13 protein-coding genes are annotated in these 21546 nt (G+C 60.1%); 6 read left to right on the top strand and 7 right to left on the bottom strand.

Translation table 11 applies throughout. From position 1 onward, the window contains the following. The first annotated feature begins 171 nt into the window (after positions 1 to 171). A complete protein-coding gene (locus tag HW554_RS11790) occupies positions 172 to 2889 on the top strand; it encodes a T9SS type A sorting domain-containing protein (RefSeq protein ID WP_176908792.1) in 2718 nt (905 codons plus the stop codon). 454 nt (positions 2890 to 3343) lie between these two features. On the opposite strand, the gene ccsA (HW554_RS11785) is transcribed toward HW554_RS11790, so the two are convergent. The 7 genes from ccsA (HW554_RS11785) to HW554_RS11755 form a co-directional block, all read right to left on the bottom strand. Beyond that, the gene (gene ccsA, locus HW554_RS11785) at positions 3344 to 5944 is read right to left on the bottom strand and encodes a cytochrome c biogenesis protein CcsA (RefSeq protein ID WP_176908791.1); all 2601 of its coding nucleotides are present in this window, start codon (positions 5942 to 5944) and stop codon (positions 3344 to 3346) included. A gap of 119 nt (positions 5945 to 6063) precedes the next feature. After that, on the bottom strand, positions 6064 to 6492 hold the full coding sequence (locus HW554_RS11780; RefSeq protein ID WP_176908790.1) for a cytochrome c maturation protein CcmE domain-containing protein: 429 nt from the start codon (positions 6490 to 6492) through the stop codon (positions 6064 to 6066). Positions 6493 to 6632: 140 nt separating this feature from the next. Next, a complete protein-coding gene (locus HW554_RS11775; protein WP_176908789.1) occupies positions 6633 to 6899 on the bottom strand; it encodes a CcmD family protein in 267 nt (88 codons plus the stop codon). Further along, positions 6880 to 7551 carry a cytochrome c biogenesis protein CcsA gene (gene ccsA / locus HW554_RS11770; protein ID WP_176908788.1) on the bottom strand — a complete coding sequence of 224 codons (672 nt, stop codon included), beginning with the start codon at positions 7549 to 7551 and terminating at the stop codon, positions 6880 to 6882. The genes HW554_RS11775 and ccsA (HW554_RS11770) overlap by 20 nt, the downstream gene beginning before the upstream one ends. Positions 7552 to 7665: 114 nt before the next feature. Continuing rightward, a complete protein-coding gene (locus tag HW554_RS11765; protein WP_176908840.1) occupies positions 7666 to 8307 on the bottom strand; it encodes a heme exporter protein CcmB in 642 nt (213 codons plus the stop codon). A gap of 190 nt (positions 8308 to 8497) precedes the next feature. After that, entirely contained in the window at positions 8498 to 11809 is a 3312-nt protein-coding gene (locus HW554_RS11760) for a PD40 domain-containing protein (protein WP_176908787.1), read from the bottom strand. Between the two features lie 131 nt (positions 11810 to 11940). Continuing rightward, entirely contained in the window at positions 11941 to 13029 is a 1089-nt protein-coding gene (locus HW554_RS11755) for an NAD(P)/FAD-dependent oxidoreductase (RefSeq protein ID WP_176908786.1), read from the bottom strand. Positions 13030 to 13164: 135 nt separating this feature from the next. On the opposite strand from HW554_RS11755, the gene HW554_RS11750 reads away from it, so the two are divergent. From HW554_RS11750 to HW554_RS11730, 5 genes are all read left to right on the top strand, one after another. Next, complete coding sequence (locus HW554_RS11750; RefSeq protein WP_176908785.1) at positions 13165 to 13800, top strand: MBL fold metallo-hydrolase; 636 nt, start codon at positions 13165 to 13167, stop codon at positions 13798 to 13800. A 139-nt stretch (positions 13801 to 13939) separates the two neighbouring features. After that, positions 13940 to 14644: a CDP-diacylglycerol--serine O-phosphatidyltransferase gene (pssA, locus tag HW554_RS11745; protein ID WP_176908784.1), complete on the top strand. Its 705-nt coding sequence runs from the start codon at positions 13940 to 13942 to the stop codon at positions 14642 to 14644. Positions 14645 to 14826: 182 nt separating this feature from the next. Further along, the gene (gene porU / locus HW554_RS11740; protein ID WP_176908783.1) at positions 14827 to 18753 is read left to right on the top strand and encodes a type IX secretion system sortase PorU; all 3927 of its coding nucleotides are present in this window, start codon (positions 14827 to 14829) and stop codon (positions 18751 to 18753) included. A 54-nt stretch (positions 18754 to 18807) separates the two neighbouring features. Further along, on the top strand, positions 18808 to 20001 hold the full coding sequence (gene porV, locus HW554_RS11735; protein ID WP_176908782.1) for a type IX secretion system outer membrane channel protein PorV: 1194 nt from the start codon (positions 18808 to 18810) through the stop codon (positions 19999 to 20001). Positions 20002 to 20146: 145 nt separating this feature from the next. After that, positions 20147 to 21427, top strand: a complete 1281-nt coding sequence (locus tag HW554_RS11730; protein ID WP_176908781.1) for a M16 family metallopeptidase — start codon at positions 20147 to 20149, stop codon at positions 21425 to 21427. Positions 21428 to 21546 lie beyond the last annotated feature (119 nt).

The following is a 21546-nucleotide window of genomic DNA, read 5'->3' as shown; positions in this document are numbered from 1 at the left end:
CTGGCTGTTTAGTAATTCCGACCGCAGCTTTTTGAAACATTTGCAGCGGAATGATGCAAAAAATGGTGTTTTATTCGGCATATTGCCGATTCAAATGCCATATGCTTTATAAGCGGGGCAGTTGTTTGCTTTTTTTTGCTTCACTCCTTCACACTTTCTTCTTCCTAATTCATGGCAAAAATCTACACTACGGGCCGTACCACCAAAGCCTGGCGTAAGCTTGCCCTGCTGGGCTTGCTGGGCCTGGCTACCGGTGCCGCCCACGCACAGAGCCTGAACTACAGTACTTCAGGGGCTACCAACGTAGCCACCACGTATACCGACCTGGGGGCCTCGGCTACTGCCATTGCCACGCCTAACACCGACGACGCCAACTCGGCGGCCACGCCTATTGGCTTCTCTTTCAGCTTCAATGGGCAGGCATTCACCGATTTCGTACTGAATACCAACGGCTATCTGGCCTTGGGTACCACGGCTCCGGCGGCACCTTTCTTCCCTACTTCCTCTACCACCACCACCAGTGGCCCGCTGAACGATGCGGCGCAGAAAAACCTGCTGCTGCCGTTCAATACCGACCTGGAAAGCGCCGCTGCCGGCCCGGCAGTTTACAGCTATGCGCTCAGTGGTACGGCCCCCAACCGCGTCTGCACCATTCAGTGGAAAGGCGTGAGCGACAAATCGGCCGCCGCCACCCCAGCTAAGCAATACCTGTCGCTCGATTTCCAGGTGAAGCTGTACGAAACCAGCAACCGCGTGGAGTTCGTGTACAACACTGCGACTCCTTCTGCCAACACCGACGCCTTCAAGTCGGCGGTAGTGGGGCTGAAGGGCGATGGGGCAGCCTCCCGGCAAGTACTGCTGGGCTCTAAAGGCTCGACAGCAGCCTGGTCTACGACGTCCTTTATCACGACTACTTACGTGGAGGGAAGTGCAACAGGCGTAAATGCGCACAACTTCCGCCGGACTGTTGGACCCGATGCAGGGCGCACCTACCGTTTCGAACCCCAAAAAGCCAACGACGTAGCCGTTCAGACGATTTACTCGTCGGGTAAGCTGCCCATTCCTTTCGGAACGCCGCACGTAGTACGGGCCTTCGTGCAAAACGTGGGAAGCAGCGCACAGGCTAACGTGACCTTCACGCTTACCGTAACCGGGGCTAACTCGTTCACCAACTCGAAAACAGTTGGGGCGCTACCCGTAGATGCTGCCGGTACGCTGAGCTTCGATGCCTTCTCGCCCACGAATCCGGGCACCAACATCATTACGGTAACTGCCGCCGACGACGAGAATACGGCCAACAACTCCAAAGTATTCACCCAACTAGTTAACGCCACTACCTTCGCTTATGCGCAGCCCGGCCTGGTTTCGGCCGGCGACGGACAGATTGGCTTTAACACCGGCTCAGGCATTCTGGGCGTTAAATACACCACCGCCACTGCTCGTACGGTTACGGGCGTAACGGTACGCATTGCCGATGGAGCGGCCAACGTTGGCAACAAGGTATACGGCGTAGTACTCGACGCCGCTGGCGCTATCATCGCCCGCTCGCCCGACTACACGATACTGGCCGCCGACCTGAACCAGGAGAAAACGTTTGCTCTGAGCGGTGCCGTTCCGGCCGGCAGCTTTATTGTTGGCCTAGCCCAAACTGCCAACGCCACCACCGGCTACTTCCCGTTAGCGTCGCAGCGGTACGAAACGCCCACGCGCACCGACGCCTATTTCTCCATCCCACTGGCCGGCGGCGCTCCTGCCGACGCGGCAGCTTCCAACCTTGGTGCGCTGGTGATTGAGGCCATTACCAGTGCTCCGGCCACCTGCCCTCCGCCGAGCGCCATTACGGTTACGAGCGTAACGGCTACTTCAGCCATCGTTTCGTTTACTGGCCCGGCCAATGGCACGAGCTACGCTGTTATTTATGGCCCACGCGGCTTCAATCCGGCTACAGCTGGCACAACGGTAACTGCCGCTACTTCTCCCGTTACCCTGACGGGTTTGACGGCTACCACGAACTATGATGTGTATGTTCGGGCTATCTGCGTTGCTCCCGACCAAAGCACGCTGGCCGGTCCGACAGCCTTTACTACCGCCTGCGTACCACCGATTGTCAGCACGTTCCCCTACACCGAGAACTTCGACGGTGTAGCAGCCGGGGCCCTGCCCTGCGGTATTGCAACGGCCAACATCAACGCCGATGGCAGCACCTGGGGTATTGTAACGACCGGCACGCCGGCTTCGGCTCCGAACCACATGCGCTACTCATTCAGCACTACCAATGCGGCCGACGACTGGTTCTACACGCCGGCGCTGTTCCTGCGGGCAGGCACTACCTACCAGCTCACGTTCAAGTACAAGGCCGGACTGGCTGCTTTCCCCGAGGCCCTGGAAGTGAAGTACGGCAGCACCGCTACGCCCGCCGGCCAATCCAACCTGCTGTGGCGCAATATCAATGTCAACAACGCCACTTACGCTACCACGGTGGCCGGCAACGACGATGGGCAGGTAAAGGCCATCACGCCTACTACCACCGGTAACTACTACATCGGCTTCCACGCCATCAGCGTCGCCGACCGTTTCAACCTCTACGTGGATGATATCAGCGTAACGGCTACGGCCATCACCGGTACTTCGCAGGCGTTGCAGCAGGCCATCAACATCTACCCCAACCCTACGGCCGGCAACCTCACGTTTGACGTACGCGGTGCCAAGGCCAAAAACGGCCTGCAGGTAGAAATCACCAACATGCTGGGTCAGCGCGTGCACACGACCACCGTGCGCGACAATGCCGTGCAGGTTATCAACCTTCCAAGCCTTGCCAACGGCATGTACACGGTGAAGGTGATTAACGGCAACGAGTTCATGATGCGTACTATCTCGGTGCAGAAGTAATTCGGCCCCGCTAGTGTACCCTAAAGGGGGCAGCCACATGGCTGCCCCCTTTTTTGTGTTCCGGCTGCTAGTGGTGCTTGCGGCCGGCAGGTGCCAGCAGTATAGCAGTTTCACAGAAAGCGTATCCGTTGTGCCGTAGAGGTGTAACAGCAGAAGTTTCATCATTGAACGGCGGTGCTGCGCAAGCAACATCAGTCGAGACGAGACTTCTGCTATTGCCTCTTTTGCCTCTTTATGGCAGGCTACGCCATTCACCAAACGACTGCATCCGGAGGCATTCGGCAGAATACTACCTCGCCGGGCAGAAGCACCTCGGACGCTGTTGGCTGGCCCCAGTAGTTGCCGGAGCGAAGTGTATAAGGCCTGAAGTAACAGGCGGCGTGTGCCCACTAAAGGAAAGCGCCCCCGACGCAGGAGCATCGGGGGCGCTTTCGCTTTTGGTGGTTAGGGCGCTTTACGCTACGGCCTTGGGGCGCGGTATCACCGGACGGGGCCGGGAACCGGCTTCGGGAGCAGGTACTGCCGGAGCCTCGGTTTCGCGGCGGCGGCGGTAGATAGCCATGCCGAAGCCCAGAGCCATGAGCAGCGTACCGCTCCAGAGCAGGTTGATGAAGGGCTTCTCAACGGCTTTCAGAATGATGTAGTCCTTCTGGGTGGTGCTCACGCCGAACGTGAACTTGCCTTTCTCCGGGTCTACGTTCAGGAAGCTCAAGCGCAGGCCCAGGTCCTCCACCTCGTCGGGCATGCGGCCGATGAGGCGGTTGCGCACCGCAAATACCGGATGCACGTGGTACTGCTTCTTCTCACCCGATACCAGGAAGTCGCCCTGAATGGCCAGGTCATCCTTGGCCAGGCCCAGGCCGGCCGTTTGCTTGGCCGGCTCTACGCCCCGGAATACGGCGAAGTAGTCGTTGAGGAAGATGGTGTCGCCGATGCTGAGCACGTGCTCCTTCACCTCACTCCAGTCTTTCTCCTGGTCGATGGGCGGCACGGCGCTGATGTGCGAGTAGATGTCGTGGTCGAGGAACACCTTTACGTCGGGCGAGGCCAGCAGGCCGCCCATCTGCTCATTTACCTGCGCCCGGGGATAAAGCGTGAACTTCTCCTTGCTCTCCCGGTCCTGATACTCGACGCGGTAGTAGGTGTTTTCGGGCAGAATTTCGAGCGTGTCGCCGGCCTTGTAGTACACCTTGTCGCCGCGCTTCACATCGGAGCGGGCCAGGGCCTTGTACTCGTCGTCGGTGCGATACAGCATCTGCTTGTCTACGTAGCCGGGCACGCCGGGCACGTCGAGGTACTGGCCAGTGTAGCGCACGTCGTAGGCACCCATGCGCGTCACGTCGTTGCGCCACAGCAGGACGTTGTCTTGGTTGGTGGTCTGGTCGAACTCGCGCGAGTACAGCAGGCCCGACGTGTTCTGGCTGATGATATTGGAGTAACCCGACGAAGCCAGCACGCCCAGCAGCATCAGGGCAATACCAATGTGAGCAATGCCGCCACCCGACAAGCTGACTTTACGCCGCAGCAGCGTAAACACCATGCTCATGTTGGCCAGCACGCCAAACAGGGCCGTAGTGAGGAGCGCGATGTACGACAGCTCCATTTTTTTGCCGTTGTACTGCACCAGCAGGATAACGAGGGCCGCGCCGAGCAGCGCAAGCATGGCAGGCACCGTGAGGGTATTGGTCAGGGAAGCGCGGTCGTTTTTCTGCCACCACATGAGCTGAGCAAGGCCCGAACACAGCGCCACACCCACGCCCAGCCACAGCTGGAACTTGGTGTAGTGGGCAATCTGGTCGGCGGGCAGCGCCAGGTTCGATTTGATGCCGATGAAGCCCAGGAAGGCGTTGTACACCGGAATGCTGGTAGTGAACAGCACCTGGAACGCGCCCAGACACAGCACCGTAGCACCCACGAACACCCACAGCTCGGGGTTGTACGTGGTCAGCTCCTTTTCCGAAATTGGAATCTTCTTCCAGCGCGAAACCAGTAACACGATGCTTAGCACCATGAAAAACGCCAGGTAAATCATCAACTGGCCCGAGAGGCCCAGGTCGGTGAACGAATGGACCGAGGCGTTGCCCAGTACGCCTGAGCGGGTGAGGAAAGTAGCGTAGAGAATGAGCAGGAAGGTGGCAATTACGAGCACAAACGAGGTGCGCAAAGCCAGCTTGCTACGCTGCCACAGCATCAGGCCGTGGATGGAAGCCACCAGCACCAGCCATGGAATGTACACCGCATTTTCAACGGGGTCCCAGTTCCAATAGCCCCCAAAGTTGAGGGTTTCATAGGCCCAGTAAGCACCCATTATGATGCCGACGCCCAGAATCAGGCCGCCCCACAGGCTCCAGCGCAGCGCCGGACGCGTCCAAGCGCTGTATTCGCCCTTCCAGAGACCGGCTACGGCATAGGCAAAGGGAACCAGCGTGAGGGCAAAGCCCAGAAACAGCGTGGGCGGATGAATCACCATCCAGTAGTTCTGAAGCAGGGCGTTCAGGCCGGTGCCGTCAACAGGTACGAAGTTGGGGTTGGTCTGCCACACGGGCAGCTCGGGCATAAAGTCGCGGAGCAGGATAAACGGCGACGAGCCGATTTTGAGGTCGCCCAGCACGATGCCCAGAATCATGGACGTGAGGAACAGCTGCACGCCGGCAAAAACAGTCATCACCGGAGCTTCCCAGCGCTTGGCCGAGCGCATCAGAATCAGGCCCAGGCACACATGCCAGAAGATCCAGAGCAGAAAACTACCCTCCTGCCCTTCCCAAAAACAGGAAATCATGTAGTAGATGGGCAGGTGGTTGCTGCTGTGGCTCCAGGCGTAGTAGTACTCGTAGCGGTGGCCGTGGATGATGCCGAATAGGCACACAATTACGGACAGTACGGCTACCGAGTGAACAATAAAGGCCCCACGACCCAGCTTCATCCAGCCGGCGTCGGTGTCGCCCAGAGCCCGGCCCTTGGCAGCCATATAATAGGAATACGCCGCCACCGTGGCCGCCACAAACGCCAGAATAACACTTAAGTGCCCGACGTCGCCGATGAGTGTGTTCAGCATGCTGATTTTTTTAGAGCCTGGGTAGTAGAGCTTAGCTGTTAGTATCTGGGAGTTGGGGCTCGACGGATGTGTTTTCCGTAAGCACTAACAACCAAACACTAAGCACGAATAACCAAGCGCTAGTTGATAGATGCAGTTGCGCCCTCCACTTCGTTCTCCACGTATTTGGAGGGGCACTTGAGCAGGATTTTATCGGCCACAAACACGTTGTTACGCATGGCACCGGTAATTACTACCTGCTCCGACTTATCGAAATCCTGAGGCTGGGGGTTGAAATAGACCACGCGCTGCGCAATGCGGTTGGTGTCGACCAGCGTGAAAGCGAAGTAATTGGGGTCCAGCGTCGGGTTGTACTCGAGGCCCATGATGTTCTTCTGGCCGTCGCGGGGCAGGCGGCCCACTACGTGTACTTTGGTCAGGTTGCCATCGGCGGCCCGCTCGCGGGCTTCCTTGAACGAAACGTACACGCTGGCGTCGCCGGCGGTGCTGGTGATAATAGCAATGGCTACCGCAATGATGGCCATAACGAAAATGTGGGCTTTTTTCATGTCTAGTAAAACAGGCGGCGGCTCCGGTTTGGAGCCAGAAGTCAGCTCAGAACAATAATTCGGACCACAAAGGTCCGCAAAAACAGGTGAATGCCAGGGTTAGCCAATCATTGGCGAGACCGGACGACGAGTGTGTTTTACTACTCGTCCCGCACTTCCTTTTCCAGCCGGCTCAGCTTGCGGTCCAGCGAAATCAGGAACAGCAGCAGCCCGGCGAGCACCACCACAATAACGACTACCACCACGTAAATCTTCCCGTTCTGGCGCATTGCTTCGGCCATTTCGGGCTGGCCTCCGGGCGCCTGCTGGGCCAGGGCCTGCCATACCGGCAGCAGCAGGGCCAACAGTAACAGCAGCCCCTTTCGGATTAAAGCTCCGGGAGCCGGGCTACGCAATTTGCTTTTCATATACTTTCAGTTTGAGCACGGAAATGCGGGTGGCCAGTTGGGCTACCCAGAAGGCCAGCAGCGTCCAGCCAATGACGGCCGGATAGAACACCAGACGCATGTCGCTGTCGAGGTCGTACCTGGCGAAGGCTGGATTGCCGCCGGCGCCCGGGTGCAACGAGTCGGTCAGGCGCGGCAGTACGTAGAACAGCGGCATGGCCACGGCAAAGGCGAAAATATTGTAGATGGACGACACCCGGGCGCGCTGCTGCTCATCGGTGAAGGAGGAGCGCAGCACCAGGTAAGCGCCGTAGATGAGCATGGCCACGGCCGCCCCATTGAGCTTGGGGTCGTTGGTCCACCAGGCGCCCCAGGTGTAGCGGGCCCAGATGCTGCCCGTAACTAGGCCCACGCATCCCATCAAGATGCCGGTGCGGGCCGCCTCGTGGGCCTTTATGTCAAACTCGGCCGTGGGCGTACGCAGGTAGCGCACCGAGTAGTACACCGAGGCAATGAGAATGGCCGTCATCCCGAACCACATGGGCACATGGAAATACAGGTTGCGGATACTCTCGTTGAGAATGGCCAGCCGCGGCACCGGCACCAACAGGCCCGCCACCGCCACATACAGCAGCAGTATCACAGTCAGGGCTTTCCACCAGTTTTTTTTCATGAGCTGTTCGCTAGTAGCTATTGGCTGTTAGCTTTTAAAGGTCTTGGCGTTATAACAGAAGAGGTCGTTGGAAGGGCAGCTATTAGCTAACAGCTGACAGCGAAAAGCTTCTTGTCAGCTTCTCCACAAAAACGGAAACAGCAGGTACGACACGGCCCCAACGATAAGGTTGAGGGCCACCAGGGTAAGCAAAGAGTTTTGGCTGGCTTCGAATTCGAGGCCGTCGAGGGCGTTTTTGGATACTTTGATGAGCAGCAACAGCATAGGCACCATCAGCGGAAAACCCAGCACGGCCATGAGGGTGCTGCTATTGGTAGCCTTGGCCGCAATGCCGGCCACCAGCGTAAGCGTACCCGCAAAGCCCACCGCGCCCAGCAGCACGTTGCCCACAAACAGCGGCACGTTTTGCACCGGGTTGCCCAGCACCACCGCATAAAGCGCAAACGCCACCAGCGCCAGCCCCAGCAGCAGCAGCGCGTTGTAGGCTATTTTGGCCAGAATCACGGCCTGGGGCCGCACCACGGTATAGTAGTAGAGCATCCGGCCCCGGCTTTCCTGCAGAAAGCCTTTAGCCACCGCATTAACGGCCGAAAACAGCAACACAATCCAGAAAAGCGCGTTCCAGGCCGGGGCCGGCAGCTGGCCGCCGCGTAGCGAAAAGCTGAGGTAACACACGAATACCGTACTGCTTACATACAGCAGCATACCGTTCAGCGCTGCCCGCTGCCGCCATTCCAGGCGGAAGTCCTTCTGCATCAATACCCAGATTTCACTTAGCAGCGCCACGGCAACTCGGCTGGTTCAACGGACCACAAAGATACAACCCAACCCCCGGACTACCTGCCTTCCATCCCCGATTGCGTCCCGATTGCCTGCCCAAACGCGCAAGGGTCGGTTTTCCAAACAGGAAAACCGACCCTTGCGTCTATCTTTTGCCCTGTCGCCGCTAGAAGTCGTACCCCAGCGTAGCGTAGATTTTCGGCCCTTTGGTGGTGTACTGCTCACGGCCCCAGGCCACGTCGCCCTTCACGTAGAAGCCCAGCATAGTGGTACGGATGCCCGCGCCATAACCATACAGCAGTGGGTTGGTAAAGTTGATAACTGTGGCCGAGAAGCCCCCTTGGGATGGAGTACGCGTGTTGTTTGAGTTATTGACACTGAACGGGTTGGTACCCGAATACGTCGTACCCATGTCGCCGAAAGCCGTCAGCTGCAGGTTCCGGAAGAAGCCCGATTCGATGGGCCGCCGCGAGAAATACTGCACGATGGGCAAGCGCAGCTCGGAGTTGAAGAGCACGTACTTGCTTCCTACCCGCTTGCTGTAGTCGTAGCCCCGCAGGTTGGTAACAAACTGCTGGTAAAACATCTGGGCGGGGTCGAGCTGGCTGGGGCCGGCGGCCAGCTCGCCCTTCTCGTTTATGTAGCGCGCATCGGTGTACTCGTAGTTCAGCCAGTTGTCCATGCCGCCGAGGCGGAAGAAGGGCGGCGTTGCACCGCCCCCGATGTACTGCCCGAAACTAGCCCGGTTGGCCCAGATGAGCTGGCGGTGCAGTTTCTGGTAGTGGCGCAAATCAACGGTGAGCTTGGTGAACCCCGAGTTGTTGCCGTTCAGGTCGCGCAGCTGGTTGATGCCGGCCTTCATGCGCGTACCCTGCAGCATGTTGATGCCGGTAATCACCGAGTTATCGAACACCAGCTCGGCTTCACCGCCCAGGTAGCTGGTGTTCACGTCGTTGGCATTCACCAGGTCGCCGTAGGTGCGGCGGCTCACATTCACGAAGCGCGGGCCCAGCCGCACGCTTAGGTTGTGGGTGAGCGGATAAGCCAGCGTCGGCGCAATCTCGTGGCGGCCGTAGCGCACCCGGCTACTGGGGTCGAGGTCGGGGAAATAGGCCTGCTTCTGATACCGAACGCTCCAGTCGTAGCGGTGCCGCAGGTTGGTGTACTCGGCAAAAATGTTGCTCGTACTCAAGTCGGTGAGGGCGAAGATGCCCGCCTGAATCCGATGATCCTCCATCAGGTCCGACATGTTCACCTGAGCCGAGAAGCCCAGTCCCAGCAGCGGGTCCGAAGTCAGCGTCGATACCACATTATCGATGCTGAAGGGAGTGCCATAGCGGAAAGGGCCGGCCAATGTAGCCGCCTCGGCAGGGGCCGCTTTGGGCAGGGCTACCACGGTAGCGGCCCGGCGCCGGGTAGGGGCCGTGGCCCGCGAGGCCGGAATATCCTCGTCGAATTCGTAGTCGTTGGTGTTCACACGGTTCTCCCCCGCTTTATCGGCGGCCTTCTGAGCCGGAGCCGGAACTGCGGGAGCCGTATCGGGCGGGGCAGTACCCTGAGCGCGGGCCACAGTAGGGCCGGGCCGGTTAGGAATAGGGGCCTTAGCCGGCCGCGAGCGGTCTTCCAGAATTTCCTGGCGGGCCGTCTTATACAGCTTCAGGCCAGTGGGCAGGGTGTAGCTGGGGTAGAGGTAGGCGTTGCTACGACCGTCGGACGTGGCCGTGAGGGCCAGCGCGCCGGTAGCGGCACTGTAGTCGAAGTCGTGCACACCGGCCAAAAAGCTGGTTACGGGCTGGTAGTCGCGGGTACTGAACGAGTAGCGGTAGATGCTGCGCACCCCGCTTTCCTCGCTCACAAACAGTATCTCGTCGTTGTTCAGGGGCCGGGGCCGGGTTTCGTTGGAAATCGTACCAACCAGCACTTCCACCGGCTGCGGGCGGCCGTCGAGGTGGTAGCGGTACAGGTCGTAGTTGTTCACCACCGAGACAAACGAGCCGCGCGCCGTACCAGCCGAATCGAGCCAGCGGTTGGAGCTGAACAGCAGGCTCTGGCCATCGGGCATGAACACCGGCTCCACGTCGTCGAACACGTCGTCGGTGAGCTTTTCGGGCGTCCGGCTACCGGCCCGTAGCAGGTACAGGTCGCTCTGGCCCTGGCGCACCCCGCTAAACACCACCGACTTGCCATCGGCCGAATAGTTGAGGGCCGTTATCTGCGAGAAGGGCGAAAACAGCGAAGTACGGCGGCCAAAGCGGGGCAGCAGGCTGCTGAGACGGGCCGTCAGGTTGCTCAGGCCACCGTTGGCTTCGCGCAGCTGCAGCACCAGCTGGCCGCGCTGCTCCTCCACTACGGCTACCTGCTCGTTGCCGCGCCAGGCCAGCAGCGGCAGCCGCGTTTCCACCCGCTGGTCGGGCGTTTTGTAGCCGCCGCGGTGCAGCACGTCGCGGCCGCGGCCGTCCTGGTCTACTACCAGCACCCGGTAGCGGCCCCGGTCGTTCTGCACGTAGGCCATGCGCTTGCCATCGGGGCTAAGCACGGGCTGGCTGTAGCGCACGTTGCGGCGGTTGCGGCCGGCCAGGCTGTTCTTCTCGTCGAGTTCCTGAAAAGGCGTGAGTGGCTGGGCATTGAGTTGGCGGTAATACGCCAGCCAGTCCTTCAGAAACACCTTATAAGGCACGTTCAGCGAAGAGCTGATGCCCACTTCCACGTCGCGGGTAATGCGGGTGAGGTTGAGGATGTTCTGGACGCTGGTGTAGCCGTAGCGCTCGGCAATGTAGTTCCACACGCTCTGGCCGGCCAGCTCGGGGTTGCGCAGAAAAAACGGAGCTGTGCGGCTGCCTTCGTTTTCCTGCAGCATCGTGCGCATGTAGTCGTCCATTTCCACGCTCCAGCCCTGGGCCGCGTAGGCCGAAGCCCCCGAAATAAACCAATCGGGCAGCTGGAGCAGGTAGCTGCTCTGGATAACTTCGCGGAGCGAGCCGCCATACATCATATCGTTGAGCAGCACTTCGGTAATGCGCTTGCTCAGCTCCTGCTTGAACTGGGTCTGGGTGCCTTCGAAGGCAATCTGTACCTTGGTAGAGCGGGCCAGGGAGGTTTCGCCGCCGCTGGTGTACTTCTCGGGAGCCAGCCCCACGTTGCTCTGCCGCAGGTCGCCCACCGAGTTGAAGAGCATAATGGTGGTTTTGGAGTACGGGTAGTACCCAATCAGCCCGGTAATGCGCTGGAGCTCCTTTTCGGCGTACTCGGCCGCGTGGCGGGCGTTGGCTTCGCCGCCGGCATAATAGTACACGGTAAAGTTCTGGGTGCTGAACTGCAGCCAGTCGAAGCTTTTGTACTGAATCCGGACCCGCCCGAAGGGTTCCTGGGCGGTTTGGGCCAGGGCTGCGGGAGCAGCGGCCAGCAGCCCGGCCAGCAGCAGCACCGAACCGGCGGGCCGCGCCAGCCCCGGCCGGAAAAGAAAGGATAGGTGCTTCATATCAAAAACCGAGAGCGGGAGACGGATGGATAAGGACAATACAACTAAAGAGACAGATCGTTATGCTGGGCGGCGCTTCGAATGACGTTTGTCCAGTTTCTTCTTTACAAAAACAAAGTAACCAAATCCGGCTACTTCACCGCCGGGCCTGATGGGTACAACGAAATATACCGCCGGATATTGACTTCGGGCCAGGGCTCTACGTCATTTTCCAGCCAGTCGGCCATTACCTGGGCCAGCCGAGGCGCAAACATCACGCCCTTCGAGCCCATGCCGTTGAACACGTGCAGCCCCGGCGTTTCCGGGTGCGTGCCCAGCAGCGGCTTCCGGTCACGCACGGCCGGCCGCACCCCGGCCCGCTGGTCGAGCACCCGGAAGGGCTGGGGCGTGAGCTCGGAAAGGCGCTGGCCGAGCTCCTCGAGGGCCTCGGCCGTAATGCCCGCCGCGAAGGGCGGCCAGCGGTAGGTGGCCCCCACCCGCAACCGGTTGCCCCCCAGCGGCACCACGTAGGCGCTTTTGTTGAGCACCGTATCGGCGGGCAGGCCGGCACACTCCACCGTCAGTACCTCGCCCTGGTTGGGGGTGAGGGGCAGCCAGCTGAAATACGGATTCTGGATGGTGGCCGCACCTTCGCAGCTGATAACGTGCCGGGCCTGCACCCGACCCGCGTAACAGAAGCCGCCGGCCGGCTCGGCAACAAGGGCCGTCCAGTCAAAAGTTTCGTGTTGCAGCCAGCCTGCAGCCAGCCCTTCGGTAGTCAGGGCCGTGAGCAGCTCCTCTACCAGCACAAAGCCCCCGCGCCGCACCAGCAAACCGCCAAACTGCGGGCTCACGCCCGGTAGCGGCGGCAGCGCACCGGCCGAGAATTCATCCACAAAATCCAGCCAAGGACGGTCGGCGCTACGGGCCAGCAGCGCGTTCTGCTCCTGCACCGACGAGAAAAATTTGGCAATGTGCAAGGCCTGAAAAAACGGCCGGCCCAGCCGCTGCTCCTGGGCCTGGTAAAACGTGGCGGCGGCCGTCAGCAGCTCATCGGCGCGCCAGGCCAGCGCGAAGCGCTTGCCGGCCACCGGGTTCATGAGGCCCGCCGCCACCCGCGACGCCGAGTCGGGCTGGGGGGTATCGAGTACGAGCACGTTGCGGCCCCGCCCGCGCAGTTCGGCCGCCAACGTGGCCCCGGCAATGCCGTAACCGATAATCAGGTAATCAATATGTAGCATCGGCTGGCAAGGTAAGGCGTTTGATGGGGTGTTGGCCACAGCATGCCGCAGCACCGGAAACCCCGGCGTCATTCCGTAAACCCCACCAACCCAAAATCCACTTATCTTGCCCTTTCAAAACCTTTCTCCCCTGCCATGACCGTTGCCGGCTTTACTTTCAATCCGTTTGCCGAAAACACATATTTGCTCTCCGACGAAACCGGCGAGGCTGTTATCGTTGACCCCGGCTGCTACGAGCCGGCTGAGCAGCAGGCGCTGCGCCAGTACATCGAAGACCAGAAACTGCGCGTGGTGCTGCTGGTAAACACCCACGCCCACATCGACCACGTGCTGGGCAACCAGTTTGTACTCGACACTTATAAGGTGCCGTTTCTGCTGCACGAGGCCGATTTTGCCACGCTGCGCGCTGTGCCGAGCTACGCCTCCAACTATGGGTTTCCGCGCTACCAGCCCGCCGAGCCCACCGGCCAGCTGCGGGCCGGCGAGGCCGTACGCTTCGGCACTACCGAGCTGGAAGTGCGCTTTGTACCCGGCCACGCCCCCGGCCATGTGGTGTTCTACCACGCGCCCACCAGCACCGTTATCGGCGGCGACGTGCTGTTTCAGAACAGCATCGGGCGCACCGATTTGCCCGGCGGCGACCATGCCACGCTCATTGCCAGCATAAAGAGCCAGCTACTCCCCCTGCCCGACGATACGGTGGTATACCCCGGCCACGGCCCCGCCACCACCATTGGCCAGGAACGCCACACCAATCCGTTTCTGACGTAGCGGTTTGCTACGCATCCCGTCATCCTGAGCTTGGGAAGGACCTGTTGAGAAGCTACTATCTGACGTTAGCCTCCGTATAGGTACTTCGCAAGCTCAGGATGACAACCCACTCTCTCAAGCCTTCCCACTAAGCTCGCACGTGAAAAAACATATTCCCAACGCCGTTACCTGCCTGAATCTGTTTTCGGGCTGTCTGGCGCTACGTTTCATTTTTGCCGATGAGCTCGTGCTGGCGGCCTATTTTGTGGCGCTGGCGGCGTTGTTCGACTTCTTCGACGGGCTGCTGGCCCGGGCCCTGCACGTATCGTCGCCGATTGGCAAAGACCTGGATTCGCTGGCCGACGTGGTGTCGTTTGGCGTGGTGCCGGGCGCGTTCCTGTACGCGCTGCTGCAACAGGCCGGTACCGACCTGCCCGACTGGCTGCCCTATGCGGGCTTCATTATAACGGTGTTTTCGGCCCTGCGCCTGGCCAAGTTCAACAACGACACCCGCCAGTCCGAATCGTTTATTGGGCTGCCGACACCGGCCTGCACGCTGGTGGTGGCCTCACTACCACTCATTCTGGCCAACGACAAGTTCGCCCTCACTCCCTACCTACTCAGCCCCTGGCTGCTGCTGGGCCTCACGGTTCTGCTGTCGGGGCTGTTAGTAGCCGAAATCCCGCTTTTCGCCCTCAAGTTTAAAACACTGAGTTGGCAGGCAAACAAGCAGCGGTTCGTGTTTCTGCTGCTGAGCCTTGGCTTGCTGATCATCCTCGGGGCGGTGGCCGTGCCGCTCATCGTGCTGCTTTACGTGCTGCTCTCGGTGATGAGCCCAGCCAATATGCCCGCGCCAGCGGCCTGAACCGGGGCAGGCAATCCGGGTTGGAGCTAGCTTCGTTTACCTAGGCAGACCATTTGCTCACTACTTCCTACTTCGGGCGCAATAATTTGCGGCCGGCGCTGTTATCATTTGGGCTGAACTGTATTGCCGGTCAACCTGTTGGCGTTTCTGGTTCATCTCCTGGCTTTTCTTGTGTTGTGCGTATGCGTTTTTCTACGGTCTGGCTGCTGATTACGTTCTTGGTGCTAAGCACTATGGGCCCACGGGCGCTGGCACAATCCGGCGAGCAGACGTACCGCGGGCGCATCACCTGGACTGGCACCGTACCGGTGGGCATTAAGGGCCAGAAACGGCTGGTGCCCGCCTTTCGCGGGGCCGCTTTCGACACCGAGGAGCAAGTGGGCACGCTGTTGGTACGGCTGGCTGGCACCGTAACCGTGGGCCAGCTCGTCGAAACGCAATACGAGCCGCTGCTGCCCGCCCAGGCCGGCCAGCTCGATTTAACGGCTCTTCCCCCCTCGCCGCTGGTGCAGTTGGTGCCGGGCACCGAGGCCCGCCAGCCGGTTACGCTCCTGCGCCTGCAGCCGCTGCGCCGTAATCCGCAAACGGGCCAGGCCGAGCGCCTCACCAGTTTCGGCTACACGTATAGCGCCACCGGCAGCCGCCCCGGGGCCACCCGCACCTATGCCCGCACTTCGGTTTTGAGCCAGGGTGAGTGGTTTAAAATCGGGGTGCCCACCAACGGTATTTTCAAGCTTGACAAGGCTACGATGAGGAGCTTCGGTTTGGAGAACTTCGACCCGGCACGGCTGCGGCTTTTCGGCAACGCCATGGGCACACTGCCCCAGCCCAATAGCGCCTACCGCCCCGACGACCTGGTGGAAAACGCCATTCAGTTCGTGGGCAACACCAACGCCACCTTCGACAACGACGAGTACTTCCTGTTTTACGCCCGCGGCCCGCACACCTGGAGTCGCGAGGGCCTGAGCACCCGCTTCCGCCACCAACTCAACCCCTACACCGACACGGCCTACTACTTCCTGACGGTGGGCGCGCCGGCCGGCCGCCGGGTGGCACCGGCACCGGCCGTTAGCGGTACGCCCGGTGCCCGCATCAGCACGTTTGCCGACCGGCAGTTTTACGAGCGTGACCTGCTTAACCTCAAGAAAACGGGCCGGACTTGGGTGGGTGAGGCCTTTTCGGGCCGGCCCGAGCAAACCTTTACGCTCCCCGTCGCCGACCTGGTGCCGGGTTCCACGGCCCAGATTACCTCGGCCGTAGTGGCTGCCTCGACGGCGGCTACCGTGTTTCAGCCCAGCGTGAACGGGCAAGCTTTACCTGCCCAGGTGGTACCGGGCTTCAGCTGCACCAGTGGACTCTACTGCTACCCCGAGGCCGCCAATACCAACCGCAGCATTCTGGCCTACCAGGTACCGGCCACTTCCCCCACCGACCTCAAAATCACGCTCAGCTTCAACAGCGGCGACAACCCCGGCGCGCAGGGCTACCTCGATTACCTCGAAGTGAATGCCCGCCGTCAGCTTCGTCTGGCTGGTGGCCTGCTGCAGTTTCGCAGCCTGGAAAACCTGCAGCCCGGTGCAATCAGCCAGTTCGAGCTGGGTAATGCAGCCGGCGCCACCATCTGGGACGTCAGCAACCCACGCCGGCCGGCCGCTGTAGCCGCCGCCAACGGCACGTTTCTGGCCCGCACCGATACTATCCGCGAGTTTGTAGCCTTCACCGGCGCCGATTTCCCGGCCCCCCGCGGCTTTGGCAAAATAGCCAACCAGAACCTGCACGCCCTCAACCTCGATGGCCGTTTGGACCTGCTGATTGTGGCTCACCCTCGTTTTCTGCAGGAAGCCAACAAGCTGGCCGCCCACCGCACCAGCCGCGACGGCCTGAATGCGCAGGTGGTGAACGTGCTGCAGATCTACAACGAGTTCGGCTCGGGCGGCCAGGATGTAACGGCCATCCGCGACCTGATGAAGATGGTGTACGACCGCAACACCAGTGGCCGCCGCCAGTACCTGCTGCTGTTCGGCGACGCCTCCTACGACTACAAGGCCGACCCAACCAACAAACCTGAGGAGTTGCCAACCTGGTGGCCCAGCCGCCAGCCGGCCAACGCCAACCAAACCAATCAGAACTTCGTGCCGGTCTATGAGTCGGAGGAGAGCTACGACTTAGTGATGGGCAACCGCCCCAACGGCCAGGGCCTCACCTACTCCTCCGACGACTACTACGGCCTGCTCGACGATTCGGAAGGGGCCTGGCTGCCGGGCTCCAGCAACGAGCTGCTCGACATAGCCGTGGGTCGCCTGCCGGTGAGCACCGCTGAACAGGCCGCCCGCGTAACCCAGAAGCTGATTGACTACGACAGCCCCGCCGGCTATGGCAAGTGGCGCAACCGCCTCACCTTTTTGTCCGACGACGGCGACAACAACCTGTTTGTGTACTACAGCGAGGAGTTGGCCAACCCACTCGATACGCTGGCTGCCTCCCGTGGCTACAATGTGTACAAGCTCTACCTAGATCTGTTTCCGCAGGTGCAATTGGCAGCGGGCGAACGGTCGCCGGCAGCCGAAAAGGCGGTTGATGAAGCCTTCGAGCAAGGCTCGCTCCTGATCAACTACATCGGCCACGGCGGCCCCATAAGCCTGGCCCAGGAGCAGATCATAACTAAAACCTCCATCGGAAACCTGAAGAACGCAACCCGGCCCACGTTCATGTTCACCGGTACCTGCGACTTCAGTACCTACGACGACCCCAATCTTACGTCGGCCGGCGAGCAGTCGCTGATTGATGTGAAAGGGGGAGCCATTGGCCTGCTGACCACCACCCGCGTGGTATACGCCGACCGCAACCAAGCACTGGCAGTCGCTTTCTTCAACGACCTGTTTCAGCCCCGGCCCGATGGCACGATGCCGCGCATCGGCGACGTCTGCCGCACGGCCAAGAACATTGCGGTCATCGGCGACAACAACCGCAACTACGCCCTGCTCGGCGACCCGTCCATGCGCCTAGCTTACCCCGAACAAACGGTAGCCCTGACTGAAATTGGTGGCAAGCCGGTGACGCAGGCCATGCCCGATACCCTGAAGGCGCTGCAGCAAGTCACGCTGAAAGGCGAAGTCCGACGTGCCGGGCAGCTGAATCCGGCCTTTGCGGGGACGGCCAACGTGCAGGTGTTCGAAAAGCAAGCCACCGTGAAAACGCTCGGCAACGAAGACGTGCCTCAGGCCGTTCAGCTGCGCGAAAATATCCTCTACGATGGCCCGGCTAGTGTGCAGGGTGGCAAGTTCAGCCTGCAGTTTGTAGTACCCAAAGATATCAACTACAGCGTAGGCCTGGGCAAAATCAGCCTGTACGCTGCCGACCCCACCAACCGCACCGATGCCCAGGGCCAGCGTCTGGTGCCCATTGGCGACGTAGCCCCGCTAACCGCCCGCGACACCATTGCGCCCCGCATCAGCCTGTTCATGGATAACGAGCAGTTTGTATCGGGTGGCCTGACGGGCCTCAGCCCTACGCTGCTGGCCGTGCTGCGCGACGCCAGCGGCATCAATACGGCCGGCACCGGCATCGGCCACGACCTCACGCTCACGCTCGACGGCGACGCCAGCAAGGTTTTGGTGCTCAATTCATCGTACACGGCCAAAACTGATAGCTTCCAAGTAGGCCGGGTACGTTACGAGCTCAAGGACCTCACGCCCGGCCCCCACGAGTTGCGCCTCAAGGCTTGGGATACCTGGAACAATTCGGCCGAGCAGCGCCTCGAATTCATTGCCGCTCCCACCGACAAGCTGGCGCTGCAGCATGTACTCAACTACCCCAATCCGTTTGCCCGAAACACGACTTTCCACTTCGACCACAACCGCAGCGGTCAGGACCTCGACATTCAGGTGCAGATTTTCTCGGTAGCCGGTCGGCTCGTACGCACCCTGCAGGGTACGGCCCTGGGCAGCGGCTCGCATGTGGCCGCCCTCAGCTGGGACGGGCGCGACGAATACCAGGACCAACTGGCCCGCGGCGTGTATGTGTACCGCGTAACGGTGCGCACCCGCGCGGCCAACGGCACCGATACTTCCACAGCCTCCAAATACGAGAAGCTGGTGCTCCTCAATTAACTTGCTTTTCTGGCTTTTCGCTACTTTTCGAATCTGCATCCTTCACCCTCACCTATGATTCTGCCCCACTTGTCCCTGCGTTCGGTATTGCTCCCTGGCCTGCTGTGTCTGGCTGCCACCGCCGCGCATGCCCAAGATCTGCGTACCATTACCACGGCTGTGCCCATCCTCACCATCAGCCCCGATTCGCGCTCCTCAGCGCTGGGCGAGGCGGGCGTGGCCATTAGCCCCGATGCCAACGCTGGCTTTTACAACCCCGGCAAGCTGGGCTTTGTGCGCTACCAACATAGCGCCTCGCTCTCCTACACCCCGTGGCTGGCCAGCATCACCAACGACATGGGCCTGGGCTATCTGAGCGGCACCACCAAGCTCAGCGACCGAAGCACGCTGTCGGCCAACCTGATGTACTTCGATTTGGGTCAGATCAATTACCGCACCTCTACTGGGGCACCTAATGGTGACTTTAACCCCAAGGAATACGCCCTCACAGTGGGCTACGGCCAGAAGCTGAGCGACAAGTTCGGGGTGGGCCTCAACGTGCGCTATGTCCGCTCCAACCTCACCGGTGGCATTAGCGGCGTCGACTCCAACCCCGCCAATGCCGTCGCCGTCGACCTCGGCGCGTACTACACCACCGACCTCACCATTGGAGCCGGCGACTATAACCTGGCCTTCGGCGGCGCGGTTTCCAACATCGGCAACAAAATAACCTATACCGACCCTACAAACGCCGATTTTCTGCCGACCAACCTGAAGCTGGGCACCGCCATTACCAAGGAACTCGACCCTTACAACAAGCTAACCTTTAGCTTCGATGCCAACAAGCTATTGGTGCCTTCGCCTTACTACGAAGATGGCGTGGCCTCCAGCAATCCGGCTGTAAAGGCTGAAAACGACAAGCGCCGTGAATACGGTATCGTGAAAGGTATCACCAGCTCGTTCAGCGACGCGCCGGGTGGTTTCAGCGAGGAGCTCCAGGAAATCAACCTCTCGGCTGGCCTCGAATATGCCTACAACGACCTATTGATGGTACGGGCCGGTTACTTTTACGAGAACCCTACCAAGGGCGACCGGCAGTACTTGAGCTTTGGTGCCGGCGTGCGCTACCAGGTATTCGGAGTCGATGGTACTTACCTAGTGCCTAATTCCAAGGCCAACCCATTGTCGCAAACATTGCGGGTGTCGCTGCACTTTAACTTCAACGAACTAAGCGAAGCCTTCGGCCCATCCAACAGCCCGGTTAACTAATTCTTTTCCTTCTTTGCAAAGTTGTCATTCCGAGCGAGGCGAGGAATCCGGCCGAACGCCATCGAACAATTCCGTTCGGCGTTTCATCCCGGATTTCCTGCTTCGCTCGGAATGACAGTTTTTCAGCCTTCCTAACTCAACTGATTTGATACTCGACCGAACCGTTGCCCCTCCTGTTCAGCCGTTGGCCCGCGTAACGCTGCCCGCCGCTAATGTGCTTTCGCTCCCCAACGGTGCCCGCCTGCATGTGCTGCGCAACGATGCCCAGCCCGTAGTGCGCCTGCAGGTAGTCTTTCCGGCCGGTAAGTGGTATGATCCCTCGGCAGGTGTGTCGCTGCTGGCAGCCCGGCTGCTACTCGAAGGCACCGTCACCCGCACGGCCCGCCAGATTGCCGACGAGGTAGCCTTCTTCGGAGCCTCGCTGGAATGCGAGCAGGGCTTCGACCGGTCCACTCTTACTTTATACTGCCTCAGCCGCCACCTGCCGCAACTATTACCCTTGGTGCAGGACGTCCTCACGGCTCCCATATTCCCCGAAACGGAACTAGCCTTGGTGAAGACCCGAACCATCCAGAACGTACGCGTGGAGCGGCAGAAAACCAGCTACCTCGCCTCCGAAAGCTTCTCGCGCCACCTGTTCGGCCCTGGCTATCCCTACGGCGTCACCTTCGATGAAGCTATATTCCAGGATATCACTTCCGACCAAGTTCGCAGCTTCTATCAGCAACACTATAATTTTGCGCAGGCCGAAATATTCCTCTGTGGCGACGTCACCAATGAGCACGTAACTCTTCTTACTGAGCAGTTAGGAGCCCCAGCCGGCGCCTTGGTTAAAGCAACCGCTGCTGTGCCCCCTCCGTCAATTCTAGCACCCCGAGACTACGTAACGGTAGATGGGAGTTTACAAGCTTCTTTGCGCATTGGCCGCCGCTGGCCTGCCTTGAGTCATCCGCAAACCCACGCCCTCCAGGTACTGGTGAAGGTGTTGGGTGGCTACTTCGGCTCGCGCCTGATGAAAAACATCCGCGAAGACAAAGGGTTCACGTACGGCATCTATGCCAGCGTGCATCCACGCGAGCACTCCACTAGCTTCTTTATCGGCTCCGATGTAAATGCCAGCAACGCTCCTGCCGCCATTGAGGAGATACAAAAAGAATTACGCCGCCTCCAGGAAGAACAGATACCGCTAACCGAACTGCAAACTGTAAAGAACTATATGAGCGGCAAGTTTGCCAACGAACTCAGTACTGTTTTCGAGCAGTGCGACAAGTATAAGAACCTAATCTTTTACGATTTACCAACCAGCTATTATTCCGATTTCGTAGCTCAGGTGCAAGCAACCGATGCAGTTACATTGCAGGAATTGGCTCAGGAATACCTTTCCCCTGATAACATGATAGAAGTCGTATCGGGCCCAAAGCAGTAGCCCAAGCCACACATCTGCCCCAACGGAGTACGGCCCGCCTCCTCGGTTGAGGAAGCGGGCCGTATTCCGTTGGGGCGCCTACCGTGCTTGCGCAGCCCGTCGGGCCAGGGCCGTGCTGT

The organism is Hymenobacter lapidiphilus, assembly GCF_013377885.1.
GTDB classification, from domain to species: Bacteria; Bacteroidota; Bacteroidia; order Cytophagales; family Hymenobacteraceae; genus Hymenobacter; species Hymenobacter lapidiphilus.
This window is presented reverse-complemented; position numbering and strand designations above follow the sequence as displayed.

What these genes read in the sequence shown, in the direction of transcription:
- HW554_RS11790 (WP_176908792.1), top strand. Translation starts at nt 172, where the DNA reads ATGGCAAAAATCTACACTACGGGCCGTACCACCAAAGCCTGGCGTAAG.
- ccsA (WP_176908791.1), bottom strand. Translation starts at nt 5,944, where the DNA reads ATGCTGAACACACTCATCGGCGACGTCGGGCACTTAAGTGTTATTCTG.
- HW554_RS11780 (WP_176908790.1), bottom strand. Translation starts at nt 6,492, where the DNA reads ATGAAAAAAGCCCACATTTTCGTTATGGCCATCATTGCGGTAGCCATT.
- HW554_RS11775 (WP_176908789.1), bottom strand. Translation starts at nt 6,899, where the DNA reads ATGAAAAGCAAATTGCGTAGCCCGGCTCCCGGAGCTTTAATCCGAAAG.
- ccsA (WP_176908788.1), bottom strand. Translation starts at nt 7,551, where the DNA reads ATGAAAAAAAACTGGTGGAAAGCCCTGACTGTGATACTGCTGCTGTAT.
- HW554_RS11765 (WP_176908840.1), bottom strand. Translation starts at nt 8,307, where the DNA reads ATGCAGAAGGACTTCCGCCTGGAATGGCGGCAGCGGGCAGCGCTGAAC.
- HW554_RS11760 (WP_176908787.1), bottom strand. Translation starts at nt 11,809, where the DNA reads ATGAAGCACCTATCCTTTCTTTTCCGGCCGGGGCTGGCGCGGCCCGCC.
- HW554_RS11755 (WP_176908786.1), bottom strand. Translation starts at nt 13,029, where the DNA reads ATGCTACATATTGATTACCTGATTATCGGTTACGGCATTGCCGGGGCC.
- HW554_RS11750 (WP_176908785.1), top strand. Translation starts at nt 13,165, where the DNA reads ATGACCGTTGCCGGCTTTACTTTCAATCCGTTTGCCGAAAACACATAT.
- porU (WP_176908783.1), top strand. Translation starts at nt 14,827, where the DNA reads ATGCGTTTTTCTACGGTCTGGCTGCTGATTACGTTCTTGGTGCTAAGC.
- porV (WP_176908782.1), top strand. Translation starts at nt 18,808, where the DNA reads ATGATTCTGCCCCACTTGTCCCTGCGTTCGGTATTGCTCCCTGGCCTG.